This is a genomic window from Rhizobium sp. YAF28 (genome assembly GCF_052113285.1).
Taxonomy (GTDB): Bacteria; Pseudomonadota; Alphaproteobacteria; order Rhizobiales; family Rhizobiaceae; genus Rhizobium.
The window spans coordinates 48,269-75,245 of record NZ_JBFRCX010000003.1 but is presented as its reverse complement, the minus strand read 5'-3'; the positions used below and the strand labels follow the sequence as shown (position 1 = coordinate 75,245).

Genomic DNA, 26,977 nt, shown 5'->3' with positions numbered 1-26,977 from the left:
AATTCTTGTTGTCAGCAGTCAGCAGCCCCATAATTAGCGCCGCTATGAGACTTGATTCCAAATACTTCGATCGCATCCGAACGCGCCGCAGGCGAGAGCAGGAGCCCGAACAGGCACCTCCAAGCTGTCAGTGGGACGGCTGCGACAAAAAAGGCACGCATCGCGCTCCTGTGGGACGCAATGCGGAAGGCCAATTCTTTTTGTTCTGTTTCGAACACGTCAAGGACTACAACAAGGGATACAATTATTTCTCCGGCCTCTCGGACGGCGAAATTGCGCGCTACCAGAAGGAGGCGATCACCGGCCATCGCCCCACCTGGACGGTCGGCGTCAACAAGGATGCCAAGAACAGCCCGCTGCATGCCGAAGTTCGCTCCGGCGCCTATTCGCGCGTGCGTGATCCGTTCGGTTTCGTGAAGGAAGGTAGCGGCAAGGGCAGCGGCCCGCGTTTCCCGCAGGCCCGCAAGCTGAAATCGCTGGAAGCCAAGGCTTTCGATACGATGGGACTTGCGGCGAACGCCACTTCGGCGGAGATCAAGAGCAAGTACAAGGAACTGGTCAAGAAGCATCACCCCGACGCGAATGGCGGCGATCGCGGCTCGGAAGAGCGTTTCCGCGCCGTCATCCAGGCCTATCAATTATTGAAGCAGAACGGTTTTTGTTAATTCCCGTCCTTGCTCTTAAGCTTCAATCGGGTATGGTCCACATCGGCTGAGGCCGCAGGCAATCGCGGCATACATATTTGCGCGTTTTCCCGACATCGCCTCTGCCGACCTTCCGGACGCGGCGTTTCTTGTCCGGGACTCTTTCAAGAATGCTCGCAAGCGGTCATTATCCCGCCGAGGTTTCGTTTCAGTCCCGGAGAAGTATCGCCGACGTTCCGACTCTTGGAGAACGCGGAAAAGATACTGCGGCGCCATGGTTGCGCAATGGCTGAGATAGTGTGGTCGGGTGGCCGTCACCCGCCTTGGAGACATGATGAGCAAGATTGACCTTGATATTTCCGAACTGCCCGACACCACCGTTTCGGTCCGGGAGGTCTTCGGCATCGATTCCGACATTCGTGTGCCCGCCTACAGCAAGGGCGACGCCTATGTTCCGGATCTCGACTCCGACTATCTCTTCGACCGCGAGACGACGCTCGCGATCCTCGCCGGCTTTGCCCATAACCGACGCGTGATGATCTCCGGCTACCACGGCACGGGCAAGTCTTCGCATATCGAGCAGGTTGCCGCGCGCCTCAACTGGCCTTGCGTGCGTATCAACCTCGATAGCCATGTCAGCCGTATCGATCTCGTCGGCAAGGACGCGATCGTCGTCAAGGACGGGCTGCAGGTCACCGAATTCAAGGACGGCATCCTGCCCTGGGCCTATCAGCACAATGTCGCGCTCGTCTTCGACGAATATGATGCCGGCCGCCCGGACGTGATGTTCGTCATCCAGCGCGTACTGGAATCCTCCGGCCGCCTGACGCTGCTCGACCAGAGCCGTGTCATCCGTCCTCACCCGGCCTTCCGCCTGTTTGCGACCGCCAACACCATCGGTCTTGGGGATACGACGGGTCTCTATCACGGCACGCAGCAGATCAACCAGGCACAGATGGACCGCTGGTCGATCGTCTCGACGCTGAACTATCTGCCGCACGACCATGAAGTAAATATCGTCGCCGCCAAGGTGAAGAGCTTCGGCAAGGACAAGGAAGGCCGCGATACGGTTTCCAAGATGGTTCGCGTTGCCGATCTCACGCGCGCTTCGTTCATGAACGGTGATCTCTCCACGGTCATGAGCCCGCGTACCGTCATCACCTGGGCCGAGAATGCCGAGATCTTCGGCGATATCGCCTTCGCCTTCCGCGTCACCTTCCTCAACAAGTGTGACGAGCTTGAGCGTCCTCTGGTGGCCGAGCACTATCAGCGCGCCTTCGGCGTGGAACTGAAGGAAAGCGCGGCCAACATCGTGCTGGGGGCTTGAGGCCAGTCGATCATGGCATCTCGTGGTGACAATTCGAAAGCAAAGCCTGGTGCGCCCGTCGATGTCGAGCCGTTGCGGCGGGCGATAACGGGCTGCGTGCGCGCAATCGCGGGCGATGACCAGGTCGAAGTGGCCTTCGCCAATGAGCGTCCCGGCATGACGGGTGAGCGCATTCGTCTGCCGGAGCTTTCCAAGCGTCCGACGGCGCATGAGTTGGCGGTGACGCGGGGCCTTGGCGATTCCATGGCACTGCGTATCGCCTGCCACGACGAGAAGGTCCATTCCAGCATGGCGCCGCAGGGTTCGGATGCCCGGGCGATCTTCGACGCTGTCGAGCAGGCGCGCGTGGAATCGATCGGTTCGCTGCGGATGGAAGGCATGGCTGCCAATCTGCGTTCCATGACCGAGGAGAAGTACGCCAAGGCGAATTTCACCGGCATCGAACGGCAGGAAGATGCGCCGATCGGCGAAGCCGTTGCGATGATGGTGCGCGAAAAGCTCACCGGCCAGAAGCCCCCGGCTTCGGCCGGAAAAGTTCTCGACCTGTGGCGTTCCTTTATCGAAGACAAGGCTGGCAGCGAGCTCAACAATCTCACCGGTGTCATCAACGACCAGCAGGCCTTCTCGAAGGTCATCCGCAATATGCTTTCGGCCATGGAAATGGCCGAGGAATATGGCGATGACGACAGCGATCCTGACGCCGATGATCAGTCCAACGAGGATGATCAGCCGACGGGCGACGAGCAGAACGAAGATGAGGTCGACGAGGATGCCGGCAGCGATGCGGCGCCTGTCGAGGACAGCGAAGTCTCCGACGAGCAGATGGAGGACGGCGAAACCGAAGGCGCCGAAATCTCCGACGATGACATGATGGAAGAAGGCGACGACGATTCCGAGACGCCGGGCGAAACCCGCCGTCCGAATACGCCATTCGCCGATTTCAATGAGAAGGTCGATTACCACGTCTATACGGAGGAATTCGACGAGATCATCACGGCCGAAGAGCTGTGCGATGCCGCCGAACTGGAGCGCCTGCGCGCCTTTCTCGACAAGCAGCTGGCGCATCTTCAAGGCGCTGTCGGCCGTCTTGCAAACCGCCTGCAGCGCAAGCTGATGGCGCAGCAGAACCGTTCCTGGGATTTCGATCTCGAGGAAGGCTATCTCGATACGGCGCGACTGCAGCGCATCATCATCGACCCGACGCAACCGCTCTCCTTCAAGATGGAGCGCGACACGCAGTTCCGCGATACGGTCGTGACATTGCTGATCGACAATTCCGGCTCCATGCGCGGCCGGCCGATCACGGTTGCCGCGACTTGCGCCGATATCCTGGCGCGCACGCTGGAGCGTTGCGGCGTCAAGGTGGAGATCCTCGGCTTCACGACGAAGGCCTGGAAAGGCGGTCAGGCACGCGAGAGCTGGCTTGCCAATGGCAAGCCGCAGACGCCCGGCCGTCTCAACGACCTGCGCCACATCATCTACAAGTCGGCCGATGCCCCGTGGCGGCGCGCGCGCACCAATCTCGGCCTGATGATGCGCGAAGGCCTGCTCAAGGAAAACATCGATGGCGAGGCGCTGATCTGGGCGCATAATCGCCTGCTGGCGCGGCGCGAGCAGCGCCGCATCCTGATGATGATTTCGGATGGTGCGCCGGTCGATGATTCCACGCTTTCGGTCAATCCGGGCAATTATCTGGAGCGGCATCTGCGCGCCGTGATCGAACAGATCGAGACGCGTTCTCCGGTCGAGCTTCTGGCAATCGGCATCGGCCATGACGTGACGCGTTACTATCGCCGCGCCGTGACGATCGTCGATGCGGACGAGCTTGCCGGCGCCATGACCGAGCAGCTTGCCGAATTGTTCGAGGACCATGCCGCACAGCCGCGCGGTGGCCGCCTACGCCGCGCTGGCTGATACAGTCTTGGGGAAACATCCGCATGGCGTTTGAAAACCTGTCTCGCGCGGCTCTGGTCGTTCTTGGCCTCGCGACAGGCTTGTCAGGCGCTCATGCGGGCGAGCCTGCGAAGATCATCAGCCGCAAGATTTCGGATTTTCATATAGGTCGCAACGAAAGCCGCTTCGGCCCCTTGGAATTTATCGGCGGGCTGGAGATGGTGTCGAGCAACTCCCTCTTCGGCTCGCTTTCCTCCATCCGAATGCGCCCTGACGGCAACAGTTTCGTCGGCGTGCTCGATACCGGGCACTGGCTGACGGGCAGCATCGAGCGCGATGCCAAGGGCAGGCTGTCCGGTCTTTCCGGTGTCGAGATCACGCCGATGCGGGACCGTGTTGGCCGGACCTATGAGGGCAAGGGGCGCATGGATGCCGAAGGCCTCGCACTGGATGGCGACCGGATTCTTGTTTCCTTCGAGCAGGACCATCGCGTCGATGTCTATCCGAACCCCGGTTTTCTCGACTCGCGATCCCTGTCGACGGTCGGGATCCTCATTCCCCGCGACGAGATGCGGGCAAACCGCGGCATCGAAACCGTTGTCGTAGCCCCCGCCTCGAGCCCGCTGAAAGGCGCGCCCGTAATCGTGGCGGAGCGTAGCCTCGACGAGGACGGTAACCGGCTTGCGGCTATTCTGGCCGGGCCGCAGAAGGGGCAGTTCACCGTCGAGAAGGATGGCAGCTTCGATGTGACTGACGGTGCCTTCCTGCCGGGTGGCGACCTGTTGCTGCTGGAGCGGCGCTTCAACATGGCCGAAGGTATCGGCATGCGCATTCGCCGAATCAAGGGAGCAGACATCAAGCCCGGCGCCATCGTGAACGGCGAGCTGCTCGTCGAGGGCAACTTCAATTACAATATCGACAATATGGAAGGGCTCGATGCCTTCCAGGCAGCCGATGGCACGACGCATATCATCCTGGTGTCGGACGACAATCACTCCATCCTGCAGCGCAATCTGATGCTGGAATTCCGGCTGGTCGATTGAGCGGCCTTCGAACGGCTGTCATAACTCTGCGCTATGCGGACCATCCCTTTCGATACCAGCCTTTGAGAGTTGTATGATGCGCATCCATATCACGGGGGCCTCGGGCTCCGGCACGACCACGCTTGGCCTGGCGCTGGCCGAGCTGCTCGACATCCGTCATCTCGATACAGATCATTTCTTCTGGATGCCCACCGATCCGCCCTTCACGACGCAGCGCGAGGTTGGGGCGCGTATCTCGATGCTCAGGCAAGAAGCGCTGCCCGATGCCGGCTGGGTGCTTTCCGGCTCGGCGATAAAATGGGGTGCGGAATTCGAGCCACTATACGATCTGGTGGTCTTTCTGAGGATCGATCCCGTCGCGCGTATGGAGCGCATCCGCAAGCGCGAGGAGGAGCACTACGGCGAGAGGATCAGGCCCGGTGGCGACATGGCGGTGAAAAGCCGCGAATTCATGGAATGGGCAGAGAGCTACGATACGGCGGGACCGGAACGCCGAAGTCTCGTTAGGCATGAGGAGTGGCTGAAGACGCTGACGAGGCCGATTTTGCGGCTCGATTCATCACGGCCTGTCGATGAACTCATCGCGGAGGTGCTGAGCCACCCGGCGGTCATTGCAGGGCGCCTTCAGTCGTCGTGAGATCTGCAGTTGGCGTTGCCATCGGTTGGTGCGGGCTGGCTGCAGTAAGGTCTGCAGCCAGCCCGTCCAGCATTCATGATCAGAGCGTTTTCCTGGGTCGCTCGACCAGAAATGATCGCCATCCAGGCGAAAGGTGGGGAATGCGAGGATTCCGATCCGAGGGCGGATTGTGGGACGGTATTTACCGTGCCGCAGCGGACGGCACCGGGCGCAGCACGTTCATGAGTGCGCCATAGGGCAGCAGCATCACCAGGCCGACAAGCATCTTCACCGAGAAATCACCGAGCGCCCAAGAGATCCAGCGCGGGGCTTCCGTCGAGAGGACGCCGAAGATCGGCGCGTTTTCCAGCGCAAACGGCTCGTTCGGGCCGAGGAAGACAAAGAAGGCGGCAAAGGACAGCGAGAAGAACATCACCGTATCCAGCGCCGAGCCGATCAGCGAGCCGACGAGCGGTGCGCGCCACCAGGCCTGACGACGCAGGCGGTTGAAGACGGCGATATCGAGAAGCTGGCCGGCGAGATAGGCCGAGCCAGAGGCGATCGCAATACGCGGAACCGAGGTGAAGAAGGAAAGGGCGACACCAACGACAAAGCCGGCGAAAACCACCTTACGCGCAGCCTGCGGGCCGAACTGGCGGTTCGTCAGGTCGGTGATCAGGAAGGCGATCGGATAGGAAAAGGCGCCCCAGGTGAGAATGTCGGCGAGATTGATGCCGGCAACCGTGGCGTTCAACGGAAACTGGACGAGGAAATTGGACGCGACGACGACGAGCGTCATCAGCGCGACATAGATAAGGGTATAGCGGGTCGTCAGCATTTTTTTATCCTGGGTGATGCCACCAGTTCGAGTGAGATTTCAGCCAGGAACAAGGCCGGGCCAACAAGCAAAAGGCTTGTCCGGATATTATCCGTGCAAGCCTTTTGAAGCTTTTGAAAGACTGAGGCCGAGCTTAGGCAGCAGCAACTGCTGCTTCGGCGGTCTTCTTGACGATCTGGCGACGCAGCAGGCGAGCGCGCATCGAAAGTTCGCCTTCATTTGCCTTCAGCAGGAAGGCATCGAGGCCGCCACGATGCTCGACGGAACGAAGAGCAGCAGCCGAAACGCGAAGACGGTAACGCTGGCCGAGCGCGTCGGAGATCAGCGTAACCTGGCACAGGTTCGGGAGGAACCGGCGCTTGGTCTTGTTGTTGGCATGGCTGACATTGTTACCAGTCAGGACTGCCTTGCCGGTCAATTCGCACATGCGGGACATGGAACACCTATTTCTTGTTTTTCTCGGGCCATTGAATGACAATCCGGCAACAACCGGCTGCGCAATCCATCAGGCCATGATTGGAAAGTTGCGGTTCTATAGTCAGACCGGTCGCGCGCGTCAAGCCAAACCTTGGCCTTTCCCGCAATTCTGTCAAAAAGCTGCTGTTTTCTTCGTGATGCGGCAGGAGTATAGACCGCAGTGCAAGGGCGCAAGCGGCCCGGCAAGACAAGGCTCTCACCATGGCTCATCTGGGCAGACGGATTTTAGTTTCGGCATTCGCGGCGCTTCTGGCCTTGCCGGCCGGTGCGAGCGAAGTACAGCACCGCACGGAGTACAAGGTAGCCCTTGCCGGCCTGACGATCGCGCGGGCTGCCTTTCTCACCAAGATCGAAGACGATCACAGTTACAAAATCGACGGTGACATCAAATCGGCCGGACTTGCCGATCTCGTGACCGACATCCTAGCAAAGACCAGCGTTACCGGGGTGGTACGCGACGACCGGCTGCAGGCGGCAAAATATGTCCTCTATTACAAGACCGGCAAAAAGGTTCGCACCTATGAGGTCAGCTACCGCAACGGCAATATCGTTTCGGCCACCACGACACCGGAGCCGCGCCGGCCGAAGGAATGGATTCCGGTAACACAGGGCGACATGCGCTCTGTGCTTGACCCCATTTCGGGACTCATCTTCACCGGCGATACCGATGTCTGCTCGCAGAAGCTGCCGATCTTCGATGGCGAGACGCGCATGGACCTCGTGCTTTCACCGAAAGGCGACGAGGATTTCTCGACCGATGGGTTCAAAGGCAAGGCGATTGTCTGCGGCGTGCGCTTCATTCCGCGCTCCGGCTACAAGAAGGGCCGCAAGGATCTCGTCTACCTCAGCAAGAGTAACCGCATGGAAATCTGGTTTGCCAAGGCGGCGGCGGCAAATGTATATGCTCCGGTCTACGTCCGCATTCCCACGGAATACGGGACGGTGACGATCACGGCTGTGAAGTACAGCAGCGTGAACAGCTGACGGAGCCTTCGTAAGTCTCCGCGAGGGGGATGGGTGAAGCTTCAGGCAACGTTGATCGGTTTTACGGCCATTCTGATGTGGTCGTTCCTGGCGCTCTTTACAGCTGCTTCCGGCAAGATGCCGCCGTTCCAGCTTTCGGCCATCTGCTTTGCCATCGGCAGCATTCCCGGCATTCTCGTACTCATCCTCAACCCGTCGCGGATCGCGCTCCTGAAGCAGCCGGCAAAGATCTGGATCACGGGCATTGCCGGCCTGTTCGGCTATCATTTTCTCTATTTCACGGCGCTCAGGAATGCGCCGGCCGTCGAGGCGGGATTGATTGCCTATCTCTGGCCGTTGCTGATCGTCGTCGGTTCGGCACTGCTGCCGGGCGAGAGGCAGCGCTGGTACCACATTGTCGGCGCTCTGGCCGGTCTGTGTGGCACCTTCATGATTGTCGGGCGCAACGGCATCGATTTCGACGGCGCCTATGCCGTCGGCTACGGGGCGGCCTTCCTCTGTGCCTTCACATGGTCGGGCTATTCGCTGCTGACGCGGCGTTTTGATGCCGTCTCCACCGATGTCGTTACTGGCTTCTGCCTTGCGACATCGGTGCTTTCGCTGCTCTGCCATCTGGGGCTTGAGACCACGGTCTGGCCGGAGACGAGCTTCGAATGGCTTGCCGTGCTCGGCCTCGGTCTCTTTCCGGTGGGAGCTGCCTTCTATGCCTGGGATCATGGGGTCAAGAACGGCGACATCCAGATCCTTGGTGCCGCAAGTTACGCCGCGCCGCTGCTTTCGACACTGATCCTGACTGTTTTCGGTATTGCCGAGCCGAGCTGGCGCATCGCGCTTGCCTGTCTGCTGATCACGGGCGGTGCAGTGCTTGCGGCACAAGAGATGTTCCGCCGCAAGCCACAGATGCAGCCGGTCGCGGCGGAGCAGGCCTAGAGCCTTTCTTGGTCAGAATAATTCAATTTGACCAGGAAAAGCTCTAGATAATACCGGGCTTCCAGTCCGGTGGCGCCATCTCGAATTTGGAAAATTCAAAACCGGGCGCCACCGTGCAGCCGACCAGCGTATAGTCGCCCAGGGTTTCGGCCGATTGCCACCAATTGGCAGGGATGATGGCCTGCGGCCGCTCACCGCCGGCAATATCCGTGCCGAGCTTCAGCGTCTCGCTGTGGCGACCGTCTCCGGAGCGGTGCAGGGCGAGCGGCGCGCCGGCATAGTAGTGCCAGACCTCTGCCGCATCATGGACACGGTGCCAGTGCGAGCGCTCTCCCCTTGCGAGCAGATAATAGATCGCCGTCGAATGGCCGCGTTCGCCGCCATTGATGTCGCGGAAGGTCTGTGCATACCAGCCGCCTTCGGGGTGCGGCTGCATGCTAAGCTCGCGGATGATCTCCTCGGTGGTGAGTTCTCTCCCGGCCATGTCCTAGAAATTATCCTTGCGCTTGCGGATTTCGGCGAAGACCTCTTCATTGGTCTTGCCTTCCATCAGCAGATTGCGGCGGACGGCGGGATCCGCCGCGCGCAGGAAGGGGTTGGTTTCCTTTTCGAGCGCCAGCGTCGTCGGAATGGTGAACTTACCATCGGCCCGCAGTGCCTCGATCTCCGCCGCGCGGCTCTTCAGGCGCTCATTGCCGGGATCGATCGTAACCGCAAAACGGGCGTTGGAGAGCGTATATTCGTGGCCGAAATAGACGGCGGTCTCATCCGGAAGAACGGCAAGCTTCTGCAGCGAATGCCACATGTCGGCGGCGGGGCGTTCAAACAGGCGGCCGCAGCCGAGCGCAAAGAGCGTATCAGCAGCAAAGAGGAGCTTGTCGTCGGCAAAGTGATAGCAGATGTGGCCGGCAGTATGGCCGGGCGTTTCGATGACGTTGACCGTATGATCGCCGAAGAGGAAGCTGTCGCCGTCGCCCACCGTCTTGTCGAGGCCGGGAATCGCCACCGCTTCGTTGACCGGGCCGATAATCTCCAGGCCGTACTGCTCCTTTAGCGGCAGGTTGCCTTCCACGTGGTCGATATGGTGATGGGTCGTGAAAATATGGGTGATGGTCCAGCCACGGCGGACAGCAGCAGCTTCCACGGCTGCCGCATCAGGCGCATCGATCGAGGCGGTCTGCCCGGTTTCCGGGTCATGGACGAGAACACCGAAATTGTCGCTGCGGCAGAGAAAAACTTCTAATTCCAAAGGTTTCATCGCTCAAATAGTCCCTTATCCCTCGTACTGACCGGGAATGTAGAGGTTCCGGCCTTGAAGTCCAACCGGTCACTGATAACATTTGTCTTAATGCACGCCGATATCGTCGACCTTCGCCAATTCTATCATTCCGAGCTTGGGCACATGGCCGAGCAGTCGATTGCCATGGCGCTATCGTCGCTCTGGGTGCGCCTGCCGCAGGAGCGACTTGTGGGCATTGGTTATTCCGTGCCCTTCCTTGACCGGTTCCAGGCTGATACGGAACGCACCTTCGCTTTCATGCCCGCTGGACAGGGGGCTGTGAACTGGCCTGTCGGTTCGCTTTCTTCCACCGCATTGATCTTCGACGAGGAATTGCCGCTGCCGGATTCCTCAATCGACCGGGTGCTGATGGTGCATTCGCTGGAATTTGCCGAAAGTCCGCGCGAGACCCTGAAGGAGCTCTGGCGGGTGCTGGCGCCGGGCGGACGCCTCGTTATCGTGGTACCGAACCGCCGTGGTGTCTGGGCGCGCATGGAACATACGCCCTTCGGCTCCGGCCGGCCCTATTCGCGCGGCCAGCTGACCCATCTGCTGCGCGAGACCAACTTCACGCCGGGCGCGACGGCCGAAGCGCTGTTCTTCCCGCCGTCGAAACTGCGTGCGGTGCTGCGCCTGCGCCGCGGCTTCGAGCGGATCGGCCGCACGCTCTGGCCGGCTTTTTCCGGCGTCATCATCGTCGAGGCGCAGAAGCGGCTTTACCAGGGCCTGCCGGTTGCCGCGCGCGCCTCGCGGCGCGTTTTCGTGCCCGTGCTTGCGCCGCATGGCGTGCCGACCACGCGCAGCCGCTGAGCGCTGCAGCACTCGACAAAATCGCCATTCCGCTTTAATTGCACTCAAGTCTTTCGCCGGCTTTCCGGCAATTTCCAAGGTCGATCCATGAGTGTTGAGATGAGCAAGCCCGTTCCGCGTCCCGGTATTCTGGATATTGCAGCCTATGTGCCGGGCAAGGAGCATGCACCGGGTGTGGCCCGCGTCTACAAGCTCTCCTCCAACGAGACGCCGCTTGGCGCGAGCCCCAAGGCGATCGAAGCATTCAAGGCGGCCGCAGGCAATCTCGAGCGTTACCCGGACGGTCAAGCGCACGAGCTGCGCGAGGCGATCGCTTCAGTGCACGGCCTCAACCCGGCAAACATCCTGTGCGGCAACGGCTCCGACGAGCTGCTCGGCTTGCTCTGCCAGGTCTATCTCGGCGCCGGCGACGAGGGCATCATCACCGAGCACGGATTCCTCGTTTATAAGATCCAGATCATGGGCGCGGGTGCGACGCCTGTCGTGGTCAAGGAAAAGAACCACACTGTCGATGTCGATGCGATCCTTACTGCGGTGACAGGCAAGACGAAGATCGTCTTCATTGCCAATCCTGGCAATCCGACCGGCACCTATATTCCCGTGAGCGAGATTCGCCGCCTACAGGCCGGCCTGCCGAAGCACGTCATCCTCGTGCTCGATGCTGCCTATGCGGAATATGTTCGCCGCAACGACTATGAAGCCGGTATCGAGGTGGTCTCGTCTAACGCCAATGTCGTCATGACCCGTACCTTCTCTAAGGTCTATGGCCTTGCAGCGTTGCGTGTCGGCTGGATGTATGCGCCGGTCGACATCATCGACGCCCTAAACCGCGTGCGTGGGCCATTCAACATGAATGCGCCGGCAATTGCCGCGGGCGCTGCCGCGATCCGCGACCAGTCCTTCATTCAGGATGTTGTGTCTTTCAACCAGATGTGGATCGAGAAGCTGACGAGCGCATTCGAGGCCATCGGCCTGGAGGTTACGCCATCTGTGACCAACTTCGTTCTCATCCATTTCCCCGATGTCGACGGCAAGCGGGCGGCGGATGCCGATGAGTTCCTGACGAGCCGCGGCTATATCCTGCGCGCGGTGCGCGGCTACGGCTTTCCCAACTCGCTGCGGATGAGCGTCGGTCCGGAAGAGGCCAATGACGGCGTCATCGAGGCGCTTGGCGAATTCATGGGACGTAAGGCATGACAGCGCAGTTCAATCGCATCACCCTGATCGGTATCGGCCTGATTGGCTCTTCGCTTGCCCATGACATCAAGCGTCTGGGCCTTGCCAATGAAGTCGTCGTCGCCACACGCAGTGTCGAGACGCTGAAGCGTGCCGAAGAGCTGCAGCTCGGCGATCGATATACGACCTCGTCGGCAGAGGCGGTAAAGGATGCCGATCTCGTCATTGTGTCGGTGCCGGTCGGCGCCTCCGAAAGTGTCGCGAAAGAGATCGCCAGCAGCCTGAAACCCGGCGCGATCGTTACTGATGTCGGCTCCACCAAAGCTTCCGTGATCGCGCAGATGCAGCCGCACATGCCTGATCATGTGCATTTCATTGCCGGCCATCCGATCGCGGGCACGGAAAAGTCCGGCCCGGATGCAGGCTTCCCCGGCCTGTTTCAGGGACGCTGGTGCATCTTGACGCCGCTCGAAGGAACTGACCCGACAGCGCTGAAGACGTTGCGCAGCTTCTGGGAAGCGCTCGGCTCCCGAGTCGACGAGATGGACGCCCAGCATCACGACAAGGTGCTTGCGATCGTCTCCCATCTGCCGCATCTCATAGCCTACAATATTGTGGGAACGGCTGACGATCTCGAGACGGTAACGGAATCGGAAGTTATCAAATATTCCGCCTCCGGCTTCCGCGATTTCACCCGTCTTGCCGCATCAGATCCGACGATGTGGCGCGACGTCTGCCTGCACAATCGTGACGCGATCCTCGAAATGCTGGCGCGTTTCTCGGAAGATCTCGCCTATCTGCAGCGAGCGATCCGCTGGGGCGAGGGTGACAAGATTTTCGAACTCTTCACCCGCACTCGTGCCATCCGACGCTCGATCGTCCAGGCAGGCCAGGATGTGGATGCGCCGGACTTCGGCCGCCCACATCCGCTGGAAAAGAAATAGTCTCATGGTGGAGATCGCGAAGCCGGGCCAGACGGAGAAGGAATGGCTGCTTCGCGAGGATCACCATGTCGGCGAGGCCTGGATTTCGCGCTGCATCGATCTCGGCGAATATCTGATCGCCCGCGAGCAAGGCGAGATTGTCGGCTTCCTGCGCTTCTCCCGCTTCTGGGGCAGGATTCCCTACATGGAAATGATCCGGGTGCTGGATGGCCATCGCCGGTCCGGCGTCGGCACGGCGCTGTTTCTTGCCTGGGAAACGGAGATGCGCGAGAGCGGCGCGCGTCTTTTGATGACATCAAGCGAGTGCGATGAAAGCCGCCCGCAGGACTGGCATCGCCGCAACGGATTTTCTGAAACCGGGTCGATCGAACTGCCCGGCATCCAGACGGTGCCGGAAGTCTTCTTCCTTAAAAAACTCGATTAAACCGGCGGGATCTTGCCGAGCGGGATGAAGCCGCTCACTGTCGCATTGCCGTGATCGACGACCAGATCGACGGAAACCTTATCGCCGCCGCCGGCAAGCGCCTTCAACAGCTTGGTTGCGGTATCGACCGTCGAGGCGATATCGGGGAAGGCCTCCTTGATGCTCTTGCCCCAGGGGCCGAGTTGCTCGATCTCCAGCTTGAACTTGCCCGAGAGGAAGCCCTGTTCGTCGAAGGCGAAGGGGCCGGAAATGGTCATTACCTTGCCATCGCCGATATCGGCGACGATGCGGCGAAGCTCGCCCTGAGAGCCGTGGATGCCTTGTTCGTCGGTGCCGTCGATCATTCCGGCCTTGCCAATCAGCGTCAGGTCGGCGCTGGCGGAGAATTTCGGGAAGACCTGCGGCCAGTCCTTGACGATCGCATTGGCGTTTTCGACCGAGATTGCGCCGTCAAGATCCGCTCCGTTCTGCCGCAGGTGGATCTCGGTGCGGGCGGCATCGAAATTGACAGTCTGCCCGGTAAAGGAGGAGATGGCCACGGCCTTCAACCCGTCAATGACGGTCGAGGTGCGGTCGATGCCCTGCGCCTTGGTAACGAGGCTCGATTGCAGATTGTCCCATTGGGCATTGATGGTCAGGCCCTGCGCGGTGCGGATCTCGGCCGGGGAGTCGAGTTCCCAGACGATATGGCCGGGGGCATAGACCTGGGCGGCGGAGCGAAGCGCGCCGAAGGTGGCGGATATGCCGTTCACATTATCGTCCACATCCACCTTGGAGCAGAAAAGTCCGATGCGGAAAGGAAAGCCGCGGAATTCAATATCGGAGCACTCGCCGCTCACGCCCACTTCGGCACGAGGAGCGATTGCGGTCAGAACGGTCTGTTTCAACGCAGAGGCCGCATAGAACCAGCCGCCTGCATAGAGAGCGATCACCAGAAGGATAGCGCCGCCCAGCAACCAGAATTTCCTGCCGTTGCTGTATTGGCCGCTGCCGGATTGGCTTGACGCTGCCATGATGTTCTCCAATGGTGAAAACGAAATCTGATTTTGATCTGGCGTGCGATATGGACGAATTTTGGGTATTTGGCTACGGCTCGTTGATGTGGAATCCGGGCTTCGAATTCGTTGAGCGGTCGCAGGCATTGGTTTATGGCTACCGGCGCTCGCTCTGCGTCCGTTCTTTCGTGCATCGCGGCAGCCGCGAAAATCCCGGCCTTGTTCTCGGCCTCGACAGAGGCGGCGCCTGCCGCGGCATGGCTTTTCGCGTAGCGACAGAGAAATGGCATGAGGTGATTGATTATCTGCGCGCCCGCGAACTCGTCACAAACGTCTATCTGGAACGGCACCTGCCGTTGCAGCTTCCGGATGGTCGCAGTGCGCGGGCGGTCGCCTATGTGGTCGACCGCGCCCATGAGCAATATGCCGGCGCACTGGATGCGTTTGCCGCCGCACGGATCGTTAATGTCTCTGTCGGCCAGTCGGGCCCGAACGATGCCTATGTCTTCAATACGCTCGCGCATTTGAAGGAGATGGGCATTCGCGACCAGTGGCTGGAACAGGTGGTCGAGGAAGTCACGCGGCTGCGTGCCGCGGCTTAGATCCTTCCCGGAAAAGATCTATCTCTTTGTTTTTATGTAATTCCGACGCAAATCGCTGCACGCTTTTGCTGGAATTGTTTCAAGCCGTCGCGGCCTTTGCCTTGCGCAACTCGGCCAGCCTCTCTACCGCCGTCGGCGGCAGCGGCACATGCGGGTTGTGTTCGACCGTGTCGATCAGAAGCTGATCGCTGGCGCTTTCCGTCACGTCGATCAGATGGGCGAAGAACGCGTCGGGATCCATGCCAGGCATGATGGGCGGCAGGATCTGTACCTTGAAATGACCGGGATAACGCATGGTGCTGCGGCGCGGCCAGAACAGGCCGGGATGCATGACGATGGGTACGACCGGGAGCTGCAGGTCGCGATACATGCGGGCGATGCCATATTTGTACATCGGCTCGGCACCCGGTGGGCGTCGCGTGCCCTCGGGATAGATGATGAGCTGGCGGCCGGTGGCGAGCTCTTCCTTGGTGCGCTTCAACACCTCCACCATCACCTTGCCGCGCGCGCCACGATCGACCGGAATCATGCGCTGCCTCTTCGCGTACCAGCCGAAAAGCGGGATCCACATCAGCTCGCGCTTGAGGATATAGACCGGATCCTTGAGGTTGGGCAGCAGCGCATAAGTATCCCAGAAGGACTGATGCTTCGGCGCAATGATGTAGCTGCCGTCAGGCAGGTTCTCCAAGCCCTCGATCTCGAAAGTGGTGCCGACGATCACCCGCATCAGCCAGTGGTTCGAGCGCGCCCAGTTCTTGGGGACGTTGTAGGCGAGCTTGCGCGGCGCGATGAAGTAGAAGGGGGAGAGCACGATCATCCTGATGATGAGGTTGGCATAGAAGATCGTGTTGAACAGAACGGAACGCAGGGCGATCATGAAACTTTCCCGAGGCACGGTCACGCCGACCGGCCTACACGATATTGCCTGTCAGAAAAAGCGTCTGATTGCCGAAGTGCGTAAAAGCCTCAGTTCTGATCGGCCAGGCTGGCGGAACGCAGGCCGGTATGGCGCAGGCCGACGATGTTGCGCCCGCCTGCCAGCAGCACCTTGGCATACTCGGCCAGCATGACGCGCATGGCGTTCGGATCGGTGAACCAATCGCGTGTCTTCAGATCAGAATTGACGACGGGATAGGGAATGAACTCGATGTCAGGATCGACATAGGAGAGTTCGGCGAGGCTGCGCGGCATATGGTAGTTGTTGGTGACGACGAGGATGCTCTTATAGCCCTTTGCATGAATCCAGTTCGAGGCTTCCTCGGCGTTGCCGATCGTATCGAGCGCGTCATAGCCGATGTCGACACAGCAGGAAAAGAGATCGGCGGACCCTTGAGTCATCCTGCGGATCTGCGTCGGCGTGGTGGAGGGATGCGCACCAGAGATCAGCAGCCGCTTGCCGGCGCCTTTCTGCAGGAGTTCGACGGCCTGATCGATACGCTGGTAGCCGCCGGTCAGTACGATGATTGCGTCCGCCCGCGGCTCGGCAGGAGGCTTCAGGGTCGTGACCGAATCTGCAAAGCGTAAAAAACCGCCGAAGATCAGCGCGGCGATCAACACGCAGGAAAAGCCCATCCAGCGTAAGACGCGACGGATTGGGCCGCGACGCGGCAAGACGTTCTCGGGGCGTTCATGCTCCGGGTCTGGGCGAATCGGATTGCGTGTCGTATGGCCCATCGTCATGAGTCGTGATTATACGCTGATTGCGGCGCGGAACAGACGCTTTCATGGCGGCATGGCTGCGATCAATTCACGATGCCGTCAGCCCGCGTCGGATCGGAACGTAATATATCGATTTCATAGATCGTGCGCATGACGGTGAGCCGCGCCGTCAGCGTCGTCAGCAGTGCGATCACGATCATCGTCGCGAAGATGCCGAGATAGCCGAGGGCGCCAACCGAAAATGTGCCGAAGAGGGCCGTTGCCTGATCGGTCTCGGGCGTGGCGATCGTCTTGCTCTGCAAGAAGCCGGCGGCGGCGAAAAAGAGGGCGGCCAGTGCGCTGCCGATCGCCGAACCCTTGAGGCTGATTTTCAGGAAATGCTTCTGGAATTCCGTTGCGACGAACGAGCTCTCGGCGCCGACAAAATGCAACACTTCGACGATGTGGCGGTTGCCCGAGAGCACGCCACGCGTCGCAAAGACCACTGTCAGCACCATGGCGGCGAAAACGAGCAGCAGGATGCCGGTGCCGATCATGACCGTCGTACGGGCCATCGCAACCAGCCGGTCGACCCAGGTACGGTGGTCATCGAGGAAGGCCTGCGGAATGCTTTCCTTCAGAAGGTCCCGCATTGCCGCAAAGTCGGGTGGATGGCTCTCGTCAATGGTGACGATGACGAGGCGCGGCACGGGAAGTTCCTTGATGTCCAGGCCGCTGCCGAGCCAGGGCTCCAGAAGGCGTGCGGTGGCGGCTTCGTCGACGATCTGACCACTCTTCGTGCCGACGAAGGTCAGCGCGATATCGCGGGCCTGGACGAGGGCCTTTTCCATGTCCAGATTGTCGTCCGGCTTGATCTGAATGGTGACTTCGCGGGAAATCTGGCTTTCCCAGCTCGCTGCCGTCGAGCGAACCATGCTGACGCCGCCGAGCGTTAGGCAGGCGAGGAAGGCCATGATGGCAATGACAACCATCAGCGCATTGCCCTGAATGTTTGATGGCGGCAGGATCGGTGCCGTGGGGCGCACGCGCATCTCCGGCCGCTTGGGCTGTTGGGCGGCAGCGGCGGGCGCCTTCGCGCGGGTCCTGGTGGGCGTTTTAGTCATAAATATCGAGATGCCCTTCCGAGAGGATCATGCGGCGGGCTTCCACCTGGTCCATCAGCGAGAGATCGTGGGTGGCGATCACCACTGCGGTGCCTAGACGGTTGAGTTCCATGAAGAGGTTCAGAAGGCGTTTGGCCATCGGCGGATCGACATTGCCGGTCGGCTCGTCGGCGAGCAGCACTTCCGGCCGATCCATCAGCGCGCGGGCGATCGCAGCACGCTGTTTCTCGCCACCCGAGAGCACCGGCGGCAGCACGTTGATGCGTTCGCCGAGCCCGACCCATTTCAAAAGTTCCAGCACGTCGGTCTTGTAGGTGCTTTCATCCTTGCCGCGCACGCGAAGCGGCAGGGCCACATTCTCATAGGTCGTCAGATGGTCGAGGAGACGAAAATCCTGAAAGACGATGCCGACGCGGCGACGCAGCAGCGGCAGCTCCGGACGAGGGATCTCGGATATGTCGCGCCCGAACATGCGGATCAGGCCGCGGGTCGGCTGCAGCGACATGAAGAGCAGGCGCAGCAGCGTGGTCTTGCCGGCGCCGGACGGGCCAGTCAGAAACTGGAAGGACTTTTTCGGGATGTCGAAAGTCAGGTCCCGGAGAATTTCCGGGCCCATACCATATCGCAAACCGACATTCTCGAAATGGATCAACGGGGTAGCTCAGTCTTTCGTGGTTTCACCGCATGACTTGTTAACCAACACCGTTAACAGCGGGTAAATTTTGCCGGAAAGACGCCCGTTTGATGGCGATCTTTGCGAAGCATTAACCATTGAAATTTACGACTGGGCTGGATTCGTTTCAATGCCAAGATTGTCTTAGGCAGCGAAACCATGTGGACATCCGAGAGGTCGCCACCATGGAAGCATCCTCCTTCAGACGACCGGCCGCCGGCCGGGCCTATGATTTTCTGCCGCCGGAGCGGGTTATCCGCCAACCCCGCCGCATGCCGCGCACGGATGACGTAGCCGATGCCGAATTCGTGGTCGTCGGTGAGGCGCGGCCGCAAGGTGCATCTGCCAGTGCCCGCGACGCGACCCAAAACGACAATCGCCGTCGTAGCGTTCCGCCCGAGACGCAGCCTCCGGTCTGGCTTGCCACCGCTGCCGCGGTCTTGCGTGGCATGGAGGTCTGGCTGCAACAGGCGTCGCTTCGGGGCTTTGCGGCACTGGTGATCTCGCTCTTCGTGCTGGTCTTCGGACTTGCCGGCGGGTTCTCCGGACTTTTGAAGAGTGGAGCGTCGCCGGCTACTACGCTCCACTTTTCGCATGTGACGATTACCCCGCGCGACGCCAATGGCATGCGCATCCTGCTGATCAACGGCATCGTCGAGAATGAAAGCGGCGTGACACAACAGGTCAAGCCGATCCGCGCCGATCTCGTCGCCGACGAGCGATTGACCGCCAGTATCGTCATCGCACCGCCGACGGATGCCATTTATGCAGGCCAGAGCCGCGGCTTTTCAGCCCGCGTGCAGCATGCCGGCGGCAAGGTGCCGGAGGTGCGGCTTTCGTTCATGCCATGAGCGCGAGGCGCGTTTTTGGATTGATCGATGGGAAAAACCTGTCTCTCCGGGGTGTTTCGCCGGAATTAATGTGCTAACGGCTTACCCTTCATTTTACGGAGCAAGCCTTTATGCCTGTCGTGCGCGGAAAAAACATCGAGCCGCTCTTCACTGCCGAGCAGATAGCCGAGCGCAATCATTCCATGGCGCAGGATATCGCCGCCGGTCCGACGAAGGACCTGCTGGTCATCGCCGTGCTCAAGGGCTCCTTTATTTTTGCGGCCGACCTGCTGCGCGCTCTGCATGATACCGGCCTTGCTCCCGAGGTCGAATTCATCACGCTCTCGAGCTATGGCGCGGGCACGGTTTCGCAGGGCGTACGGATCGTCAAGGACATCGACAGCGACGTGAAGGACCGTGATGTCCTGCTGATCGACGACATCCTCGAATCCGGCCGTACGCTGCGGTTTGCCAAGGAATTGCTCTATGAGCGCGGCGCGCGCAACGTGACGATCGCCGTACTGCTCGACAAGCGGGTCAAGCGCAAGGAAGAGCTGGAAGCGGACTATGTCGGCTTCGAATGCCCCGACTATTTCGTCGTCGGCTACGGTATGGACGTTGCCTATGCTTTCCGCGAGCTGCCCTTCGTCGGCGTGGTTACCGGTGACGCGTAAGGCGTCCTGCTTCAAGACGGCTTGTTAACCATTCCGTCGATCCGCCGCGCGTGTTTACCGATCGCTAGGGAACGGCGTGCGATCTCGGTCGCGGGGCATGACGACGGAGCAATGCACAGATGGCAAAAATTCTGATCACGGAAGACGAGGATTCCCTTCGTACTTTCGTAGCCCGGGCACTACGCCTTGACGGTCATGAGACCGATGAAGCCGCCGACGGGGCGGAAGGGCTGGAAAAGTTGAAGGGCGGCAGCTACGACCTGCTGCTTTCAGATATCCGTATGCCGGTCATGGACGGCATCGAACTGGCGCATCAGGCGAAGGACGCCTTTCCGGCGCTGAAAATCCTGCTGATGACGGGCTATGCCGAACAGCGCGAACGGGCCGACGACCTCGCTGAAAAGATCATCGATGTCGTGCCGAAGCCGTTCGCCTTGCCAGACATCCGCAAGGCCGTGGCACGGGCGCTAGTGGCCTGACGTTTATGGCCCGGGCGTGCCTCCGAGGCACGCCAAAAGCCTCATCCTCCCAGCATCACTGAATATCCAGCAGCCGTTCGAGATATTGTCGCTCAATCGCCTGGGTCGGATTGTTGCCGAGCTTTTCGCGGATAGCGTCCAGAATCTCTCGGGCGCGCTGAACGTCGATCTCGTCGGGTATCTTCACATCGTTGTTCATGTCCGGCCCGAGGTCGGTCTGGCGCGGGCGGCCGAGCGGATCGCGGCCGTTCTGGTTGCCCTGGCCGAGTTGGCCGTTCGGGCCCTGCTGTCCTTGTTGACCCTGCTGCGCCTGCATCATCTGGCTCATCATGTCACGTGCGCCCTGTCGCAGGGCTTCGAGAGCCCGGCCCTGGCCTTCCACGGCGCTGCTGCCGTTGCCCTGGCCGAGGTCACGGCCGGCACCTTCCATCTCGCGCTGTGCCTGACCGAAGCCTTCGCCTGGCTTCATACCCATATCGCCAAGGCTCTTCTGCAGTTCCTGCAACTGCTTGCCGAGTGCATCCTGCTGGCCACGGAGCTGCTTTAACGCTTCGCGCAGTTGCTCGGCCGTCATCTGGTCGCCGGGCTGTTGGCCTTGCTGCTCCTGCTGGCCCTGCTGTTGTTGCTGCTGGCCTTCCTCGCCCGGCATCATGTCGTCCATGTTGGGATCGCCGCGCTGCATGCGGTCGCGAAGCTGCTGGTCGAGGCGGAAAGTCTCGTCCATCAGCTTCTGCTGGTCGCGCAGGATCTGGCCGAGCTTGTTCATCTGCTGCGTCAGCTGGCTGTTTTCCTGCTGCTGGCCGCGCTGCGGACGGGCCGTCTGCAGGTTGTTCATCAGCCGCTGCAGGTCGGAGAGCATCTGCTGGGCGGCATCGCGATTGCCGGAGCGTGCCAGGTTTTCGATCTGGTCCATCATGCGCTGCAGATCCTGCTGGCGCAGGAAATTCTGGGCATTCTGGTTCGGCTGCATTGGCATGTTCTGCAGGCGCTGGGCGAGCTCGTTCATATAATCCTGCATCGCCTTGCGCAGCTCATCCATCAGTTTCTTGATTTCGGCATCAGGAGCATTGCGGTTCAGCGCATCGGCAAGGTTCTGCTGGGCGTCGCGCAGTCGCCGTTCGGCCAGCGAAAGATCACCTTCCTCGATGCCGAGGGCGATGTCCCAGAGATATTGGGCTGTATCCTTGAGCTGCTCATCACCCTTGGCGAGCTTCATGCGGGTCAGCGCGGACTCGATCAGCAGGTAATGGGTGGTGTTCGGGATCGTCTCCTCGGGCCGGATTGTCAGGGCTTCGTTGAGCGCGATCGCCTCGGGCATCTTGCGGGTATCGAGAGCGAAGGTCTGGCGCTCTTCGGCGACAGCCGCAGCCAGCGGCTCGCTGAACGGACGCGACGGCATGATCATCTCATAGGGCGGGCTGCGGCCCGTCTGTCCGGCAGCATCCTTGGCGACGAGGGTGATGCGCACGCGTTTGCCGGCCAGCGGATGTTCGGTCAGGTTCTTGCTCGTCAGGCCCTTGCCGTCACGCGCGTTGCGGCGGGGAATGTCCAGCCGGAACTCCGGCAGCGGGTAGAGCGGTGTTGCGGCCGGATCGGATTCGACCGGCACGATCTCGGCATGAGCCTCCTGCACGCCGTAATCGTCCTTCACCGTGAAGCCGATTTCCAGCGCGCCGTTGACGGCGCGGCGCGGCATGCCGTCGAAGGCGATTTCCGGCGCCTTGTCGGGCAGCACGTCGAAATTCCAGGTGCGGTCGTTTGCCTGCAGTGCGCCATTCTCCTCAAGCTTCATGATGTGCGTCTGCGCCATCAACTGAGGTGCGACTGGAGCGCCCGAAACCTGTTGGGCATCGGCATTTGTGGCTGGCTGCTGCGGCCGGGTGTCTTCCTGAACAGCGATTTCCTGGCTTTCGCCATTGGCCTTCCTGAACAGCACCTTCTCGGCCGATTGGCCGCCGCTGACGCGCACCGTCAGGCTGGAAAACTGCGGAACACCGATCGGCGCCTGTTCACTGCCATCGGCCGTCAGATAGATCGGCGCGCGGCCAGTATAGGAGGGCGGGGTCACCCATGCGTCGACACGCACGGCCGGATTGCTCGTAACCTGTGCAGGTGCAGGCTGAAATGCATCGGCGACAGAGCCGCCGTTGATGGACAGCGAATAACCGAAGGCGGTGACAACAAGCAGCGCTGGAATTGCACGCAACGCGAAGCGGTCGTGCCGGGCGATATCGGGTCGCGGCAGGCCGGCGTCCAATGTCGCGATCTTCCGCGCCATGCGCGTCTGGTGTTCACGCCACAGGGCGCGGGAGAAAGGCGTATCGAAGGCGGGCTCATCCCCCTGCACCATGACTGGCTGGTGCGGCAGGCCGTTACGCTCTTCCAGCATGCGGTCGGCATCGACAACCTGTGGCCAGCGAAGATTACGGAACGGCAGCAGGGAAACAAGGAAGCCAGCGGCAAAGGCGATCAGCAGGAGGATGCGCAGCCAGTCCGGTACAAAGCGGAAGAAGCCGAACCAGGAGACCGAGAGATAAATCGCGATGACGGAAAGGGCGGGCACCAGCAACGGAAGGACCTGCTCGGCAAAAAGCACGATCCGGGCCAAGAAACGCTTTGCCGCCACCAGCCGCGCAAGAGAGGGTTGAAGCGCGAATGCGCCTTTCTTCTGCCTTGCGGGGCTTGTCATCAATCCGGTCTCCGCGATCTGGTGTTCAGGGAACAGAGGGCGCTTCCGGCGATTGCTGGGCAATACGCTCACGAAAGAAAAGGATAACACTCTTTGTGGCGAAGGCGAGGGCGAGCACCGGTCAATACCGGTTTTTCGCGTGTGGTCGCCAAAAAGTGATTGCGACTTTTAGTCCAGCCAAGCCGGAACGGAATCGAGACCGATCAACTCCGAATAAGTGCGGCGAGGACGAACCACATGGAATTCGTCACCCTTGACCAGTACTTCAGGCACCAGAAGGCGGCTATTATAGGTGCCAGCCTGGACCGCGCCATAGGCGCCGGCCGTGCTGACGGCCAGGAGGTCGGCCGGCTTCGGGGTCGCCATTTCCCGGTCCAGAGCGAGGTAATCGCCGGTCTCACAGACGGGGCCGACGACATCGGCGCGGATGCGCGGCGCGTTGGCGGCCGAAATCACCACGGGGCGGATCTCATGATAGGCCTCATAGAGTGTCGGGCGGATAAGGTCGTTCATCGCGCCGTCGACGATCACAAAGGTCTTCTCGCCGCCATCCTTCACGTAGATGACTTCGGTCACGAGGATACCGGCATTGCCGACGATCAGGCGGCCAGGCTCGGTAATGATCTTACAGTTCAGCGCGCGAAGCTGGTTCTTGACGATCGCGGCATAGGCGTCCGGCAGTGGCGGCGGGTTGTTGTCGTCCTTGTAGGGAATGCCGAGGCCGCCGCCGATATCGACGTGGTGGATGTTATGGCCGTCGGCGCGCAACGTGTTGACCAGATCGTGCAGCAGCTTGAAGGCATCGTCGAAGGGCTGCAGCTCGGTGATCTGGCTGCCGATATGCATGTCGATGCCGGTTACTTCGATGCCGGGCAGGCTGGCGGCGCGGGCATAGATGGCGCGGGCGCGCTCCCAGGAGATGCCGAACTTGTTTTCCTTCTTGCCGGTCGAAATCTTCGCATGGGTGCGGGCATCGACATCGGGATTGATGCGGAAGGAAACGGGCGCCTTCTTGCCGGCGCGCACGGCACGCTGATTGAGGACTTCGAGTTCCGGTTCGGATTCGACGTTGAAGCAGTAGATGCCGGCTTCGAGTGCGTAATCCATCTCATTCGGTGTCTTGCCGACGCCGGAGAACATGATGCGATTGGCGGGAATTCCGGCGGCAAGCGCGCGGCGCAACTCGCCCTCGGAAACCACGTCGATGCCGGCGCCGAGCCGGCCGAGCGTCTTCAGCACGGCCTGGTTCGAATTGGCCTTCATCGCGTAGCAGACCATGGAATCGACATCGCCGAAAGCCTCGGAGAAGACCCGGTAATGGCGCTCGAGCGTTGCTGTCGAATAGACGTAGAAGGGCGTGCCGACCGCCTTGGCGATCTCGGGAACGGGAACGTTCTCGGCGTAGAGAATGCCGTCGCGGTACTCGAAATGGTTCACGGTAGCCGGGCCTTAGAGAAGGGGATCGAGAATGAAGGGCTTATCGACGGTGCCAGGCTGTTTCGTCGGCTTGGAAACATCGCCACCCTTCGTCGCGTTGGCGCTCGGCGGATCGAGGTCGCCCTTGCGGCCGCATCCGGCAACGGCAAGGCCGATGACGGCAAAAACCACCGTAAGGCGGATGAAATGCGGCAAGCTCATCTGCATGAATATCCTCATATCGGGCACGGGGCACTGGCTGGCATCTTCATAGCGAAGTTTATCAGCCTTGTGCACCCCGATTGTTGAAGCTTCGGCCTGTGTGCATTTCCGGGCGGCGGACGGTCTCCATTTCGCCCGGAAATGACTTAATTGCGAGCGCGCCAATAGGCGATCTGCTTCCTGACTTCCGAAGGTGCCGTACCGCCGAAGCTTTTGCGGCTGGCGACCGAAGCTTCGACCGTCAGCACGTCATAGACCTTGTCGGTGATGGCGGGATTGATCGCCTGCAGATCGGCAAGCGGAAGCTCCGAGAGATCGCAGCCCTTGCTTTCGGCAAGTGCGACAGCACGGCCGGTGACATGGTGGGCGTCGCGGAAGGGAAGGCCCGCCTCGCGCACTAGCCAGTCGGCGAGATCCGTCGCGGTCGAATAACCGGATCCGGCAGCCGCTTTCATTCTGACAGTGTTGATCGTCATGTCGCGCACCATGCCGGTCATGGCGGCAATCGCCAGTTCTAGGTTTTCGGCGGCGTCGAAGACCTGTTCCTTGTCTTCCTGCATGTCCTTGGAATAGGCGAGCGGCAGGCCCTTCATGATCGTCAGCAGGGCGATCAGCGAGCCGTTGATGCGACCGGTCTTGGCGCGCACCAGCTCGGCCGCATCAGGGTTCTTCTTCTGCGGCATGATGGAGGAGCCGGTCGAGAAGGCGTCGGAGAGGCGAACGAAGCCGAATTGCGGCGTCGACCAGATGACGATTTCTTCGGCGAGGCGCGAAAGATGCACGGCGCAGATCGCGGCAATCGCCAGGAATTCGATGGCGAAATCGCGGTCGGAAACGGTGTCTATCGAGTTGCGGGTCGGCTCGCGGAAGCCGAGAGCCTTGGCCGTCATGTGACGGTCAATCGGATAGCCGGTGCCGGCGAGCGCTGCCGCACCGATCGGGCTTTCGTCCAGATGTTCAATCGCATGGCGAACGCGCGAGCGATCGCGGCCGAACATTTCCACATAAGCCATGCAGTGGTGGCCGAAGGTGACCGGCTGGGCGGTCTGAAGATGCGTGAAGCCGGGCATGACGCTGTCGGCATGTTCTTCGGCGCGGTCGAGGAAGGCGGCGATCAGGTTGGTCAGCATGGCCTCGGTTTTCTGCAGCTCTTCTTTCACCCAGAGGCGGAAGTCGAGCGCTACCTGGTCATTGCGCGAGCGGGCAGTATGAAGGCGACCGGCGGCGGGGCCGATCAGGGTCGCGAGCCGGGCCTCGACATTCATATGGATGTCTTCGAGCTGACGAGAGAACTCGAAATTGCCGCTTTCGATTTCTGACAGGATCGTGTTTAGCCCGTGAACGATCTTGTCCTTATCGTCGGCAGAAATGATGCCCTGATGGGCGAGCATCGTGGCGTGGGCGATCGATCCGCGGATATCCTGGGCAAACAGCTTCTTGTCGAAACCGATCGAGGCATTTATCTCCTCCATGATCGCATCGGGGCCGGAGGCGAAACGTCCGCCCCACATCTGGTTGGAGGATTTGGTGTCCGTGTTGTCCTCGGCCATGGAAGATGCCCGTCCTGGAGAATGAAATGACGACGAAAAAACCCTTCGGCCTGCCGTCGGTGAAACTGATCGCAATCGCTGCCGTTGCTGGCATTGTTGCCGGTGCGGCAGCGGTATACGTGAAGGAGACGGGCATTGGCAATGGTATCGGCGATACGGCTTCGGCCGAGTGCCCGCTGACGAAGGAGCGCGCCGCCAATCTGACGCCGCTCATGAAGGGCCAGGTTGCCGCAATGGTTGCCGCCAACCAGCCGAAGAAGCTTGGAACCGTCGCCTTCAACGGCCCTGACGGTAAGCCGATGACGCTCGATCATTTCTCCGGCAAGACCGTGCTTCTCAATCTCTGGGCCACATGGTGCGTGCCCTGCCGTGAGGAGATGCCGGCGCTGAATGCGCTGGAGAAAGAGATGGGCAGCGACAAGTTCCAGGTCGTGCCGGTCAATATCGATACCGGCGACGACGAAAAGCCGAGGGCGTTCCTCAGTGAAATCGGCGTCGATGCGCTACAGCTCTATCGCGACAACACGATCGGCGTCTTTAACAGCCTGAAGAAGGAGGGCCTGGCCTTCGGTCTTCCGGTGACGCTCCTGCTTGATGACAAGGGCTGCCTGATCTCAGCCATGAATGGCCCGGCTGCCTGGGACAGCGAGGATGCCAAGGCGCTGATCAAAGGTGCGGTGGGTTCGTAAGAGCGGCCGTC

At 60.7% G+C, this 26,977-nt stretch carries 29 protein-coding genes; 16 read left to right on the top strand and 13 right to left on the bottom strand.

What is annotated here, in order from left to right; translation table 11 throughout:
* Window positions 1–44 precede the first annotated feature (44 nt).
* The 5 genes from AB4Z13_RS08060 (at window position 45) to AB4Z13_RS08040 (ending at window position 5,544) form a co-directional block, all read left to right on the top strand.
* A complete protein-coding gene (locus tag AB4Z13_RS08060; RefSeq protein WP_113319712.1) occupies window positions 45–665 on the top strand; it encodes a J domain-containing protein in 621 nt (206 codons plus the stop codon).
* Between the two features lie 313 nt (window positions 666–978).
* Complete coding sequence (gene cobS, locus AB4Z13_RS08055; protein ID WP_007822226.1) at window positions 979–1,971, top strand: cobaltochelatase subunit CobS; 993 nt, start codon at window positions 979–981, stop codon at window positions 1,969–1,971.
* A 12-nt stretch (window positions 1,972–1,983) separates the two neighbouring features.
* A complete protein-coding gene (cobT, locus tag AB4Z13_RS08050; RefSeq protein ID WP_113319711.1) occupies window positions 1,984–3,885 on the top strand; it encodes a cobaltochelatase subunit CobT in 1,902 nt (633 codons plus the stop codon).
* A 23-nt stretch (window positions 3,886–3,908) separates the two neighbouring features.
* Window positions 3,909–4,907: an esterase-like activity of phytase family protein gene (locus AB4Z13_RS08045; protein WP_439016737.1), complete on the top strand. Its 999-nt coding sequence runs from the start codon at window positions 3,909–3,911 to the stop codon at window positions 4,905–4,907.
* A gap of 73 nt (window positions 4,908–4,980) precedes the next feature.
* The gene (locus AB4Z13_RS08040) at window positions 4,981–5,544 is read left to right on the top strand and encodes an ATP-binding protein (protein WP_439016736.1); all 564 of its coding nucleotides are present in this window, start codon (window positions 4,981–4,983) and stop codon (window positions 5,542–5,544) included.
* 181 nt (window positions 5,545–5,725) lie between these two features.
* On the opposite strand, the gene AB4Z13_RS08035 is transcribed toward AB4Z13_RS08040, so the two are convergent.
* Window positions 5,726–6,361, bottom strand: coding sequence for a VUT family protein (locus AB4Z13_RS08035; RefSeq protein ID WP_439016735.1), 636 nt, complete (start codon window positions 6,359–6,361; stop codon window positions 5,726–5,728).
* A gap of 133 nt (window positions 6,362–6,494) precedes the next feature.
* Window positions 6,495–6,797 carry a 50S ribosomal protein L28 gene (gene rpmB / locus AB4Z13_RS08030; RefSeq protein ID WP_439016734.1) on the bottom strand — a complete coding sequence of 101 codons (303 nt, stop codon included), beginning with the start codon at window positions 6,795–6,797 and terminating at the stop codon, window positions 6,495–6,497.
* Between the two features lie 242 nt (window positions 6,798–7,039).
* Between rpmB and AB4Z13_RS08025 the strand changes: the two genes are divergently transcribed.
* Both AB4Z13_RS08025 and yddG read left to right on the top strand, forming a co-directional pair.
* A complete protein-coding gene (locus AB4Z13_RS08025; RefSeq protein WP_439016733.1) occupies window positions 7,040–7,822 on the top strand; it encodes a DUF3108 domain-containing protein in 783 nt (260 codons plus the stop codon).
* 33 nt (window positions 7,823–7,855) lie between these two features.
* Window positions 7,856–8,752, top strand: coding sequence for an aromatic amino acid exporter YddG (gene yddG, locus AB4Z13_RS08020; protein ID WP_439016732.1), 897 nt, complete (start codon window positions 7,856–7,858; stop codon window positions 8,750–8,752).
* A gap of 43 nt (window positions 8,753–8,795) precedes the next feature.
* Here yddG and AB4Z13_RS08015 read toward each other — a convergent pair whose 3' ends face one another.
* Both AB4Z13_RS08015 and gloB read right to left on the bottom strand, forming a co-directional pair.
* Window positions 8,796–9,236, bottom strand: coding sequence for a cupin domain-containing protein (locus AB4Z13_RS08015; RefSeq protein ID WP_007822202.1), 441 nt, complete (start codon window positions 9,234–9,236; stop codon window positions 8,796–8,798).
* Window positions 9,237–9,239: 3 nt separating this feature from the next.
* The gene (gene gloB, locus AB4Z13_RS08010) at window positions 9,240–10,010 is read right to left on the bottom strand and encodes a hydroxyacylglutathione hydrolase (protein ID WP_439016731.1); all 771 of its coding nucleotides are present in this window, start codon (window positions 10,008–10,010) and stop codon (window positions 9,240–9,242) included.
* A gap of 54 nt (window positions 10,011–10,064) precedes the next feature.
* Here gloB and AB4Z13_RS08005 point away from each other — a divergent pair, with 54 nt between their 5' ends.
* From AB4Z13_RS08005 to AB4Z13_RS07990, 4 genes are all read left to right on the top strand, one after another.
* Window positions 10,065–10,841, top strand: a complete 777-nt coding sequence (locus tag AB4Z13_RS08005; RefSeq protein WP_113319703.1) for a class I SAM-dependent methyltransferase — start codon at window positions 10,065–10,067, stop codon at window positions 10,839–10,841.
* A gap of 99 nt (window positions 10,842–10,940) precedes the next feature.
* Window positions 10,941–12,038: a histidinol-phosphate transaminase gene (hisC, locus tag AB4Z13_RS08000; protein ID WP_442205955.1), complete on the top strand. Its 1,098-nt coding sequence runs from the start codon at window positions 10,941–10,943 to the stop codon at window positions 12,036–12,038.
* Window positions 12,035–12,961 (top strand): prephenate/arogenate dehydrogenase family protein, encoded by a 927-nt coding sequence (locus AB4Z13_RS07995; protein WP_439016729.1) that lies wholly within the window; start codon window positions 12,035–12,037, stop codon window positions 12,959–12,961. The genes hisC and AB4Z13_RS07995 overlap by 4 nt, the downstream gene beginning before the upstream one ends.
* A gap of 4 nt (window positions 12,962–12,965) precedes the next feature.
* Window positions 12,966–13,385 carry a GNAT family N-acetyltransferase gene (locus tag AB4Z13_RS07990; protein ID WP_439016728.1) on the top strand — a complete coding sequence of 140 codons (420 nt, stop codon included), beginning with the start codon at window positions 12,966–12,968 and terminating at the stop codon, window positions 13,383–13,385.
* Here the strand turns inward: AB4Z13_RS07990 and AB4Z13_RS07985 are convergent.
* Window positions 13,382–14,398, bottom strand: a complete 1,017-nt coding sequence (locus AB4Z13_RS07985; RefSeq protein ID WP_439016727.1) for a DUF2125 domain-containing protein — start codon at window positions 14,396–14,398, stop codon at window positions 13,382–13,384. The two genes, AB4Z13_RS07990 and AB4Z13_RS07985, sit on opposite strands and share 4 nt — an antisense overlap.
* Before the next feature lie 50 nt (window positions 14,399–14,448).
* Between AB4Z13_RS07985 and AB4Z13_RS07980 the strand changes: the two genes are divergently transcribed.
* A complete protein-coding gene (locus tag AB4Z13_RS07980) occupies window positions 14,449–14,982 on the top strand; it encodes a gamma-glutamylcyclotransferase (protein WP_439016726.1) in 534 nt (177 codons plus the stop codon).
* 79 nt (window positions 14,983–15,061) lie between these two features.
* Here the strand turns inward: AB4Z13_RS07980 and AB4Z13_RS07975 are convergent, their stop codons facing one another.
* The 4 genes from AB4Z13_RS07975 to ftsE all read right to left on the bottom strand — a co-directional run bounded on the left by AB4Z13_RS07975 (window position 15,062) and on the right by ftsE (window position 18,396).
* Window positions 15,062–15,859, bottom strand: coding sequence for a lysophospholipid acyltransferase family protein (locus AB4Z13_RS07975; RefSeq protein WP_439016725.1), 798 nt, complete (start codon window positions 15,857–15,859; stop codon window positions 15,062–15,064).
* Window positions 15,860–15,948: 89 nt separating this feature from the next.
* Window positions 15,949–16,662 (bottom strand): YdcF family protein, encoded by a 714-nt coding sequence (locus AB4Z13_RS07970; RefSeq protein WP_439016724.1) that lies wholly within the window; start codon window positions 16,660–16,662, stop codon window positions 15,949–15,951.
* Window positions 16,663–16,724: 62 nt separating this feature from the next.
* Entirely contained in the window at window positions 16,725–17,672 is a 948-nt protein-coding gene (locus tag AB4Z13_RS07965; protein WP_405049741.1) for a cell division protein FtsX, read from the bottom strand.
* Between the two features lie 64 nt (window positions 17,673–17,736).
* Complete coding sequence (gene ftsE, locus AB4Z13_RS07960; RefSeq protein WP_007825071.1) at window positions 17,737–18,396, bottom strand: cell division ATP-binding protein FtsE; 660 nt, start codon at window positions 18,394–18,396, stop codon at window positions 17,737–17,739.
* A 206-nt stretch (window positions 18,397–18,602) separates the two neighbouring features.
* Here ftsE and AB4Z13_RS07955 point away from each other — a divergent pair, with 206 nt between their 5' ends.
* From AB4Z13_RS07955 to AB4Z13_RS07945, 3 genes are all read left to right on the top strand, one after another.
* Window positions 18,603–19,268 carry a hypothetical protein gene (locus AB4Z13_RS07955; RefSeq protein ID WP_439016723.1) on the top strand — a complete coding sequence of 222 codons (666 nt, stop codon included), beginning with the start codon at window positions 18,603–18,605 and terminating at the stop codon, window positions 19,266–19,268.
* Window positions 19,269–19,378: 110 nt separating this feature from the next.
* Window positions 19,379–19,921 (top strand): hypoxanthine phosphoribosyltransferase, encoded by a 543-nt coding sequence (gene hpt / locus AB4Z13_RS07950; RefSeq protein WP_007825075.1) that lies wholly within the window; start codon window positions 19,379–19,381, stop codon window positions 19,919–19,921.
* 119 nt (window positions 19,922–20,040) lie between these two features.
* Window positions 20,041–20,400, top strand: a complete 360-nt coding sequence (locus AB4Z13_RS07945) for a response regulator (protein WP_112545534.1) — start codon at window positions 20,041–20,043, stop codon at window positions 20,398–20,400.
* Between the two features lie 55 nt (window positions 20,401–20,455).
* Here AB4Z13_RS07945 and AB4Z13_RS07940 read toward each other — a convergent pair whose 3' ends face one another.
* The 4 genes from AB4Z13_RS07940 to argH all read right to left on the bottom strand — a co-directional run bounded on the left by AB4Z13_RS07940 (window position 20,456) and on the right by argH (window position 26,277).
* Window positions 20,456–23,089 carry a TIGR02302 family protein gene (locus tag AB4Z13_RS07940; RefSeq protein WP_439016722.1) on the bottom strand — a complete coding sequence of 878 codons (2,634 nt, stop codon included), beginning with the start codon at window positions 23,087–23,089 and terminating at the stop codon, window positions 20,456–20,458.
* A 168-nt stretch (window positions 23,090–23,257) separates the two neighbouring features.
* The gene (gene lysA / locus AB4Z13_RS07935; protein WP_439016721.1) at window positions 23,258–24,526 is read right to left on the bottom strand and encodes a diaminopimelate decarboxylase; all 1,269 of its coding nucleotides are present in this window, start codon (window positions 24,524–24,526) and stop codon (window positions 23,258–23,260) included.
* Window positions 24,527–24,538: 12 nt separating this feature from the next.
* Complete coding sequence (gene lptM, locus AB4Z13_RS07930) at window positions 24,539–24,733, bottom strand: LPS translocon maturation chaperone LptM (protein ID WP_113319692.1); 195 nt, start codon at window positions 24,731–24,733, stop codon at window positions 24,539–24,541.
* Window positions 24,734–24,873: 140 nt separating this feature from the next.
* Window positions 24,874–26,277: an argininosuccinate lyase gene (gene argH, locus AB4Z13_RS07925; RefSeq protein ID WP_439016720.1), complete on the bottom strand. Its 1,404-nt coding sequence runs from the start codon at window positions 26,275–26,277 to the stop codon at window positions 24,874–24,876.
* A gap of 26 nt (window positions 26,278–26,303) precedes the next feature.
* Between argH and tlpA the strand changes: the two genes are divergently transcribed.
* Entirely contained in the window at window positions 26,304–26,966 is a 663-nt protein-coding gene (gene tlpA, locus AB4Z13_RS07920) for a thiol:disulfide interchange protein TlpA (RefSeq protein ID WP_439016719.1), read from the top strand.
* Window positions 26,967–26,977 lie beyond the last annotated feature (11 nt).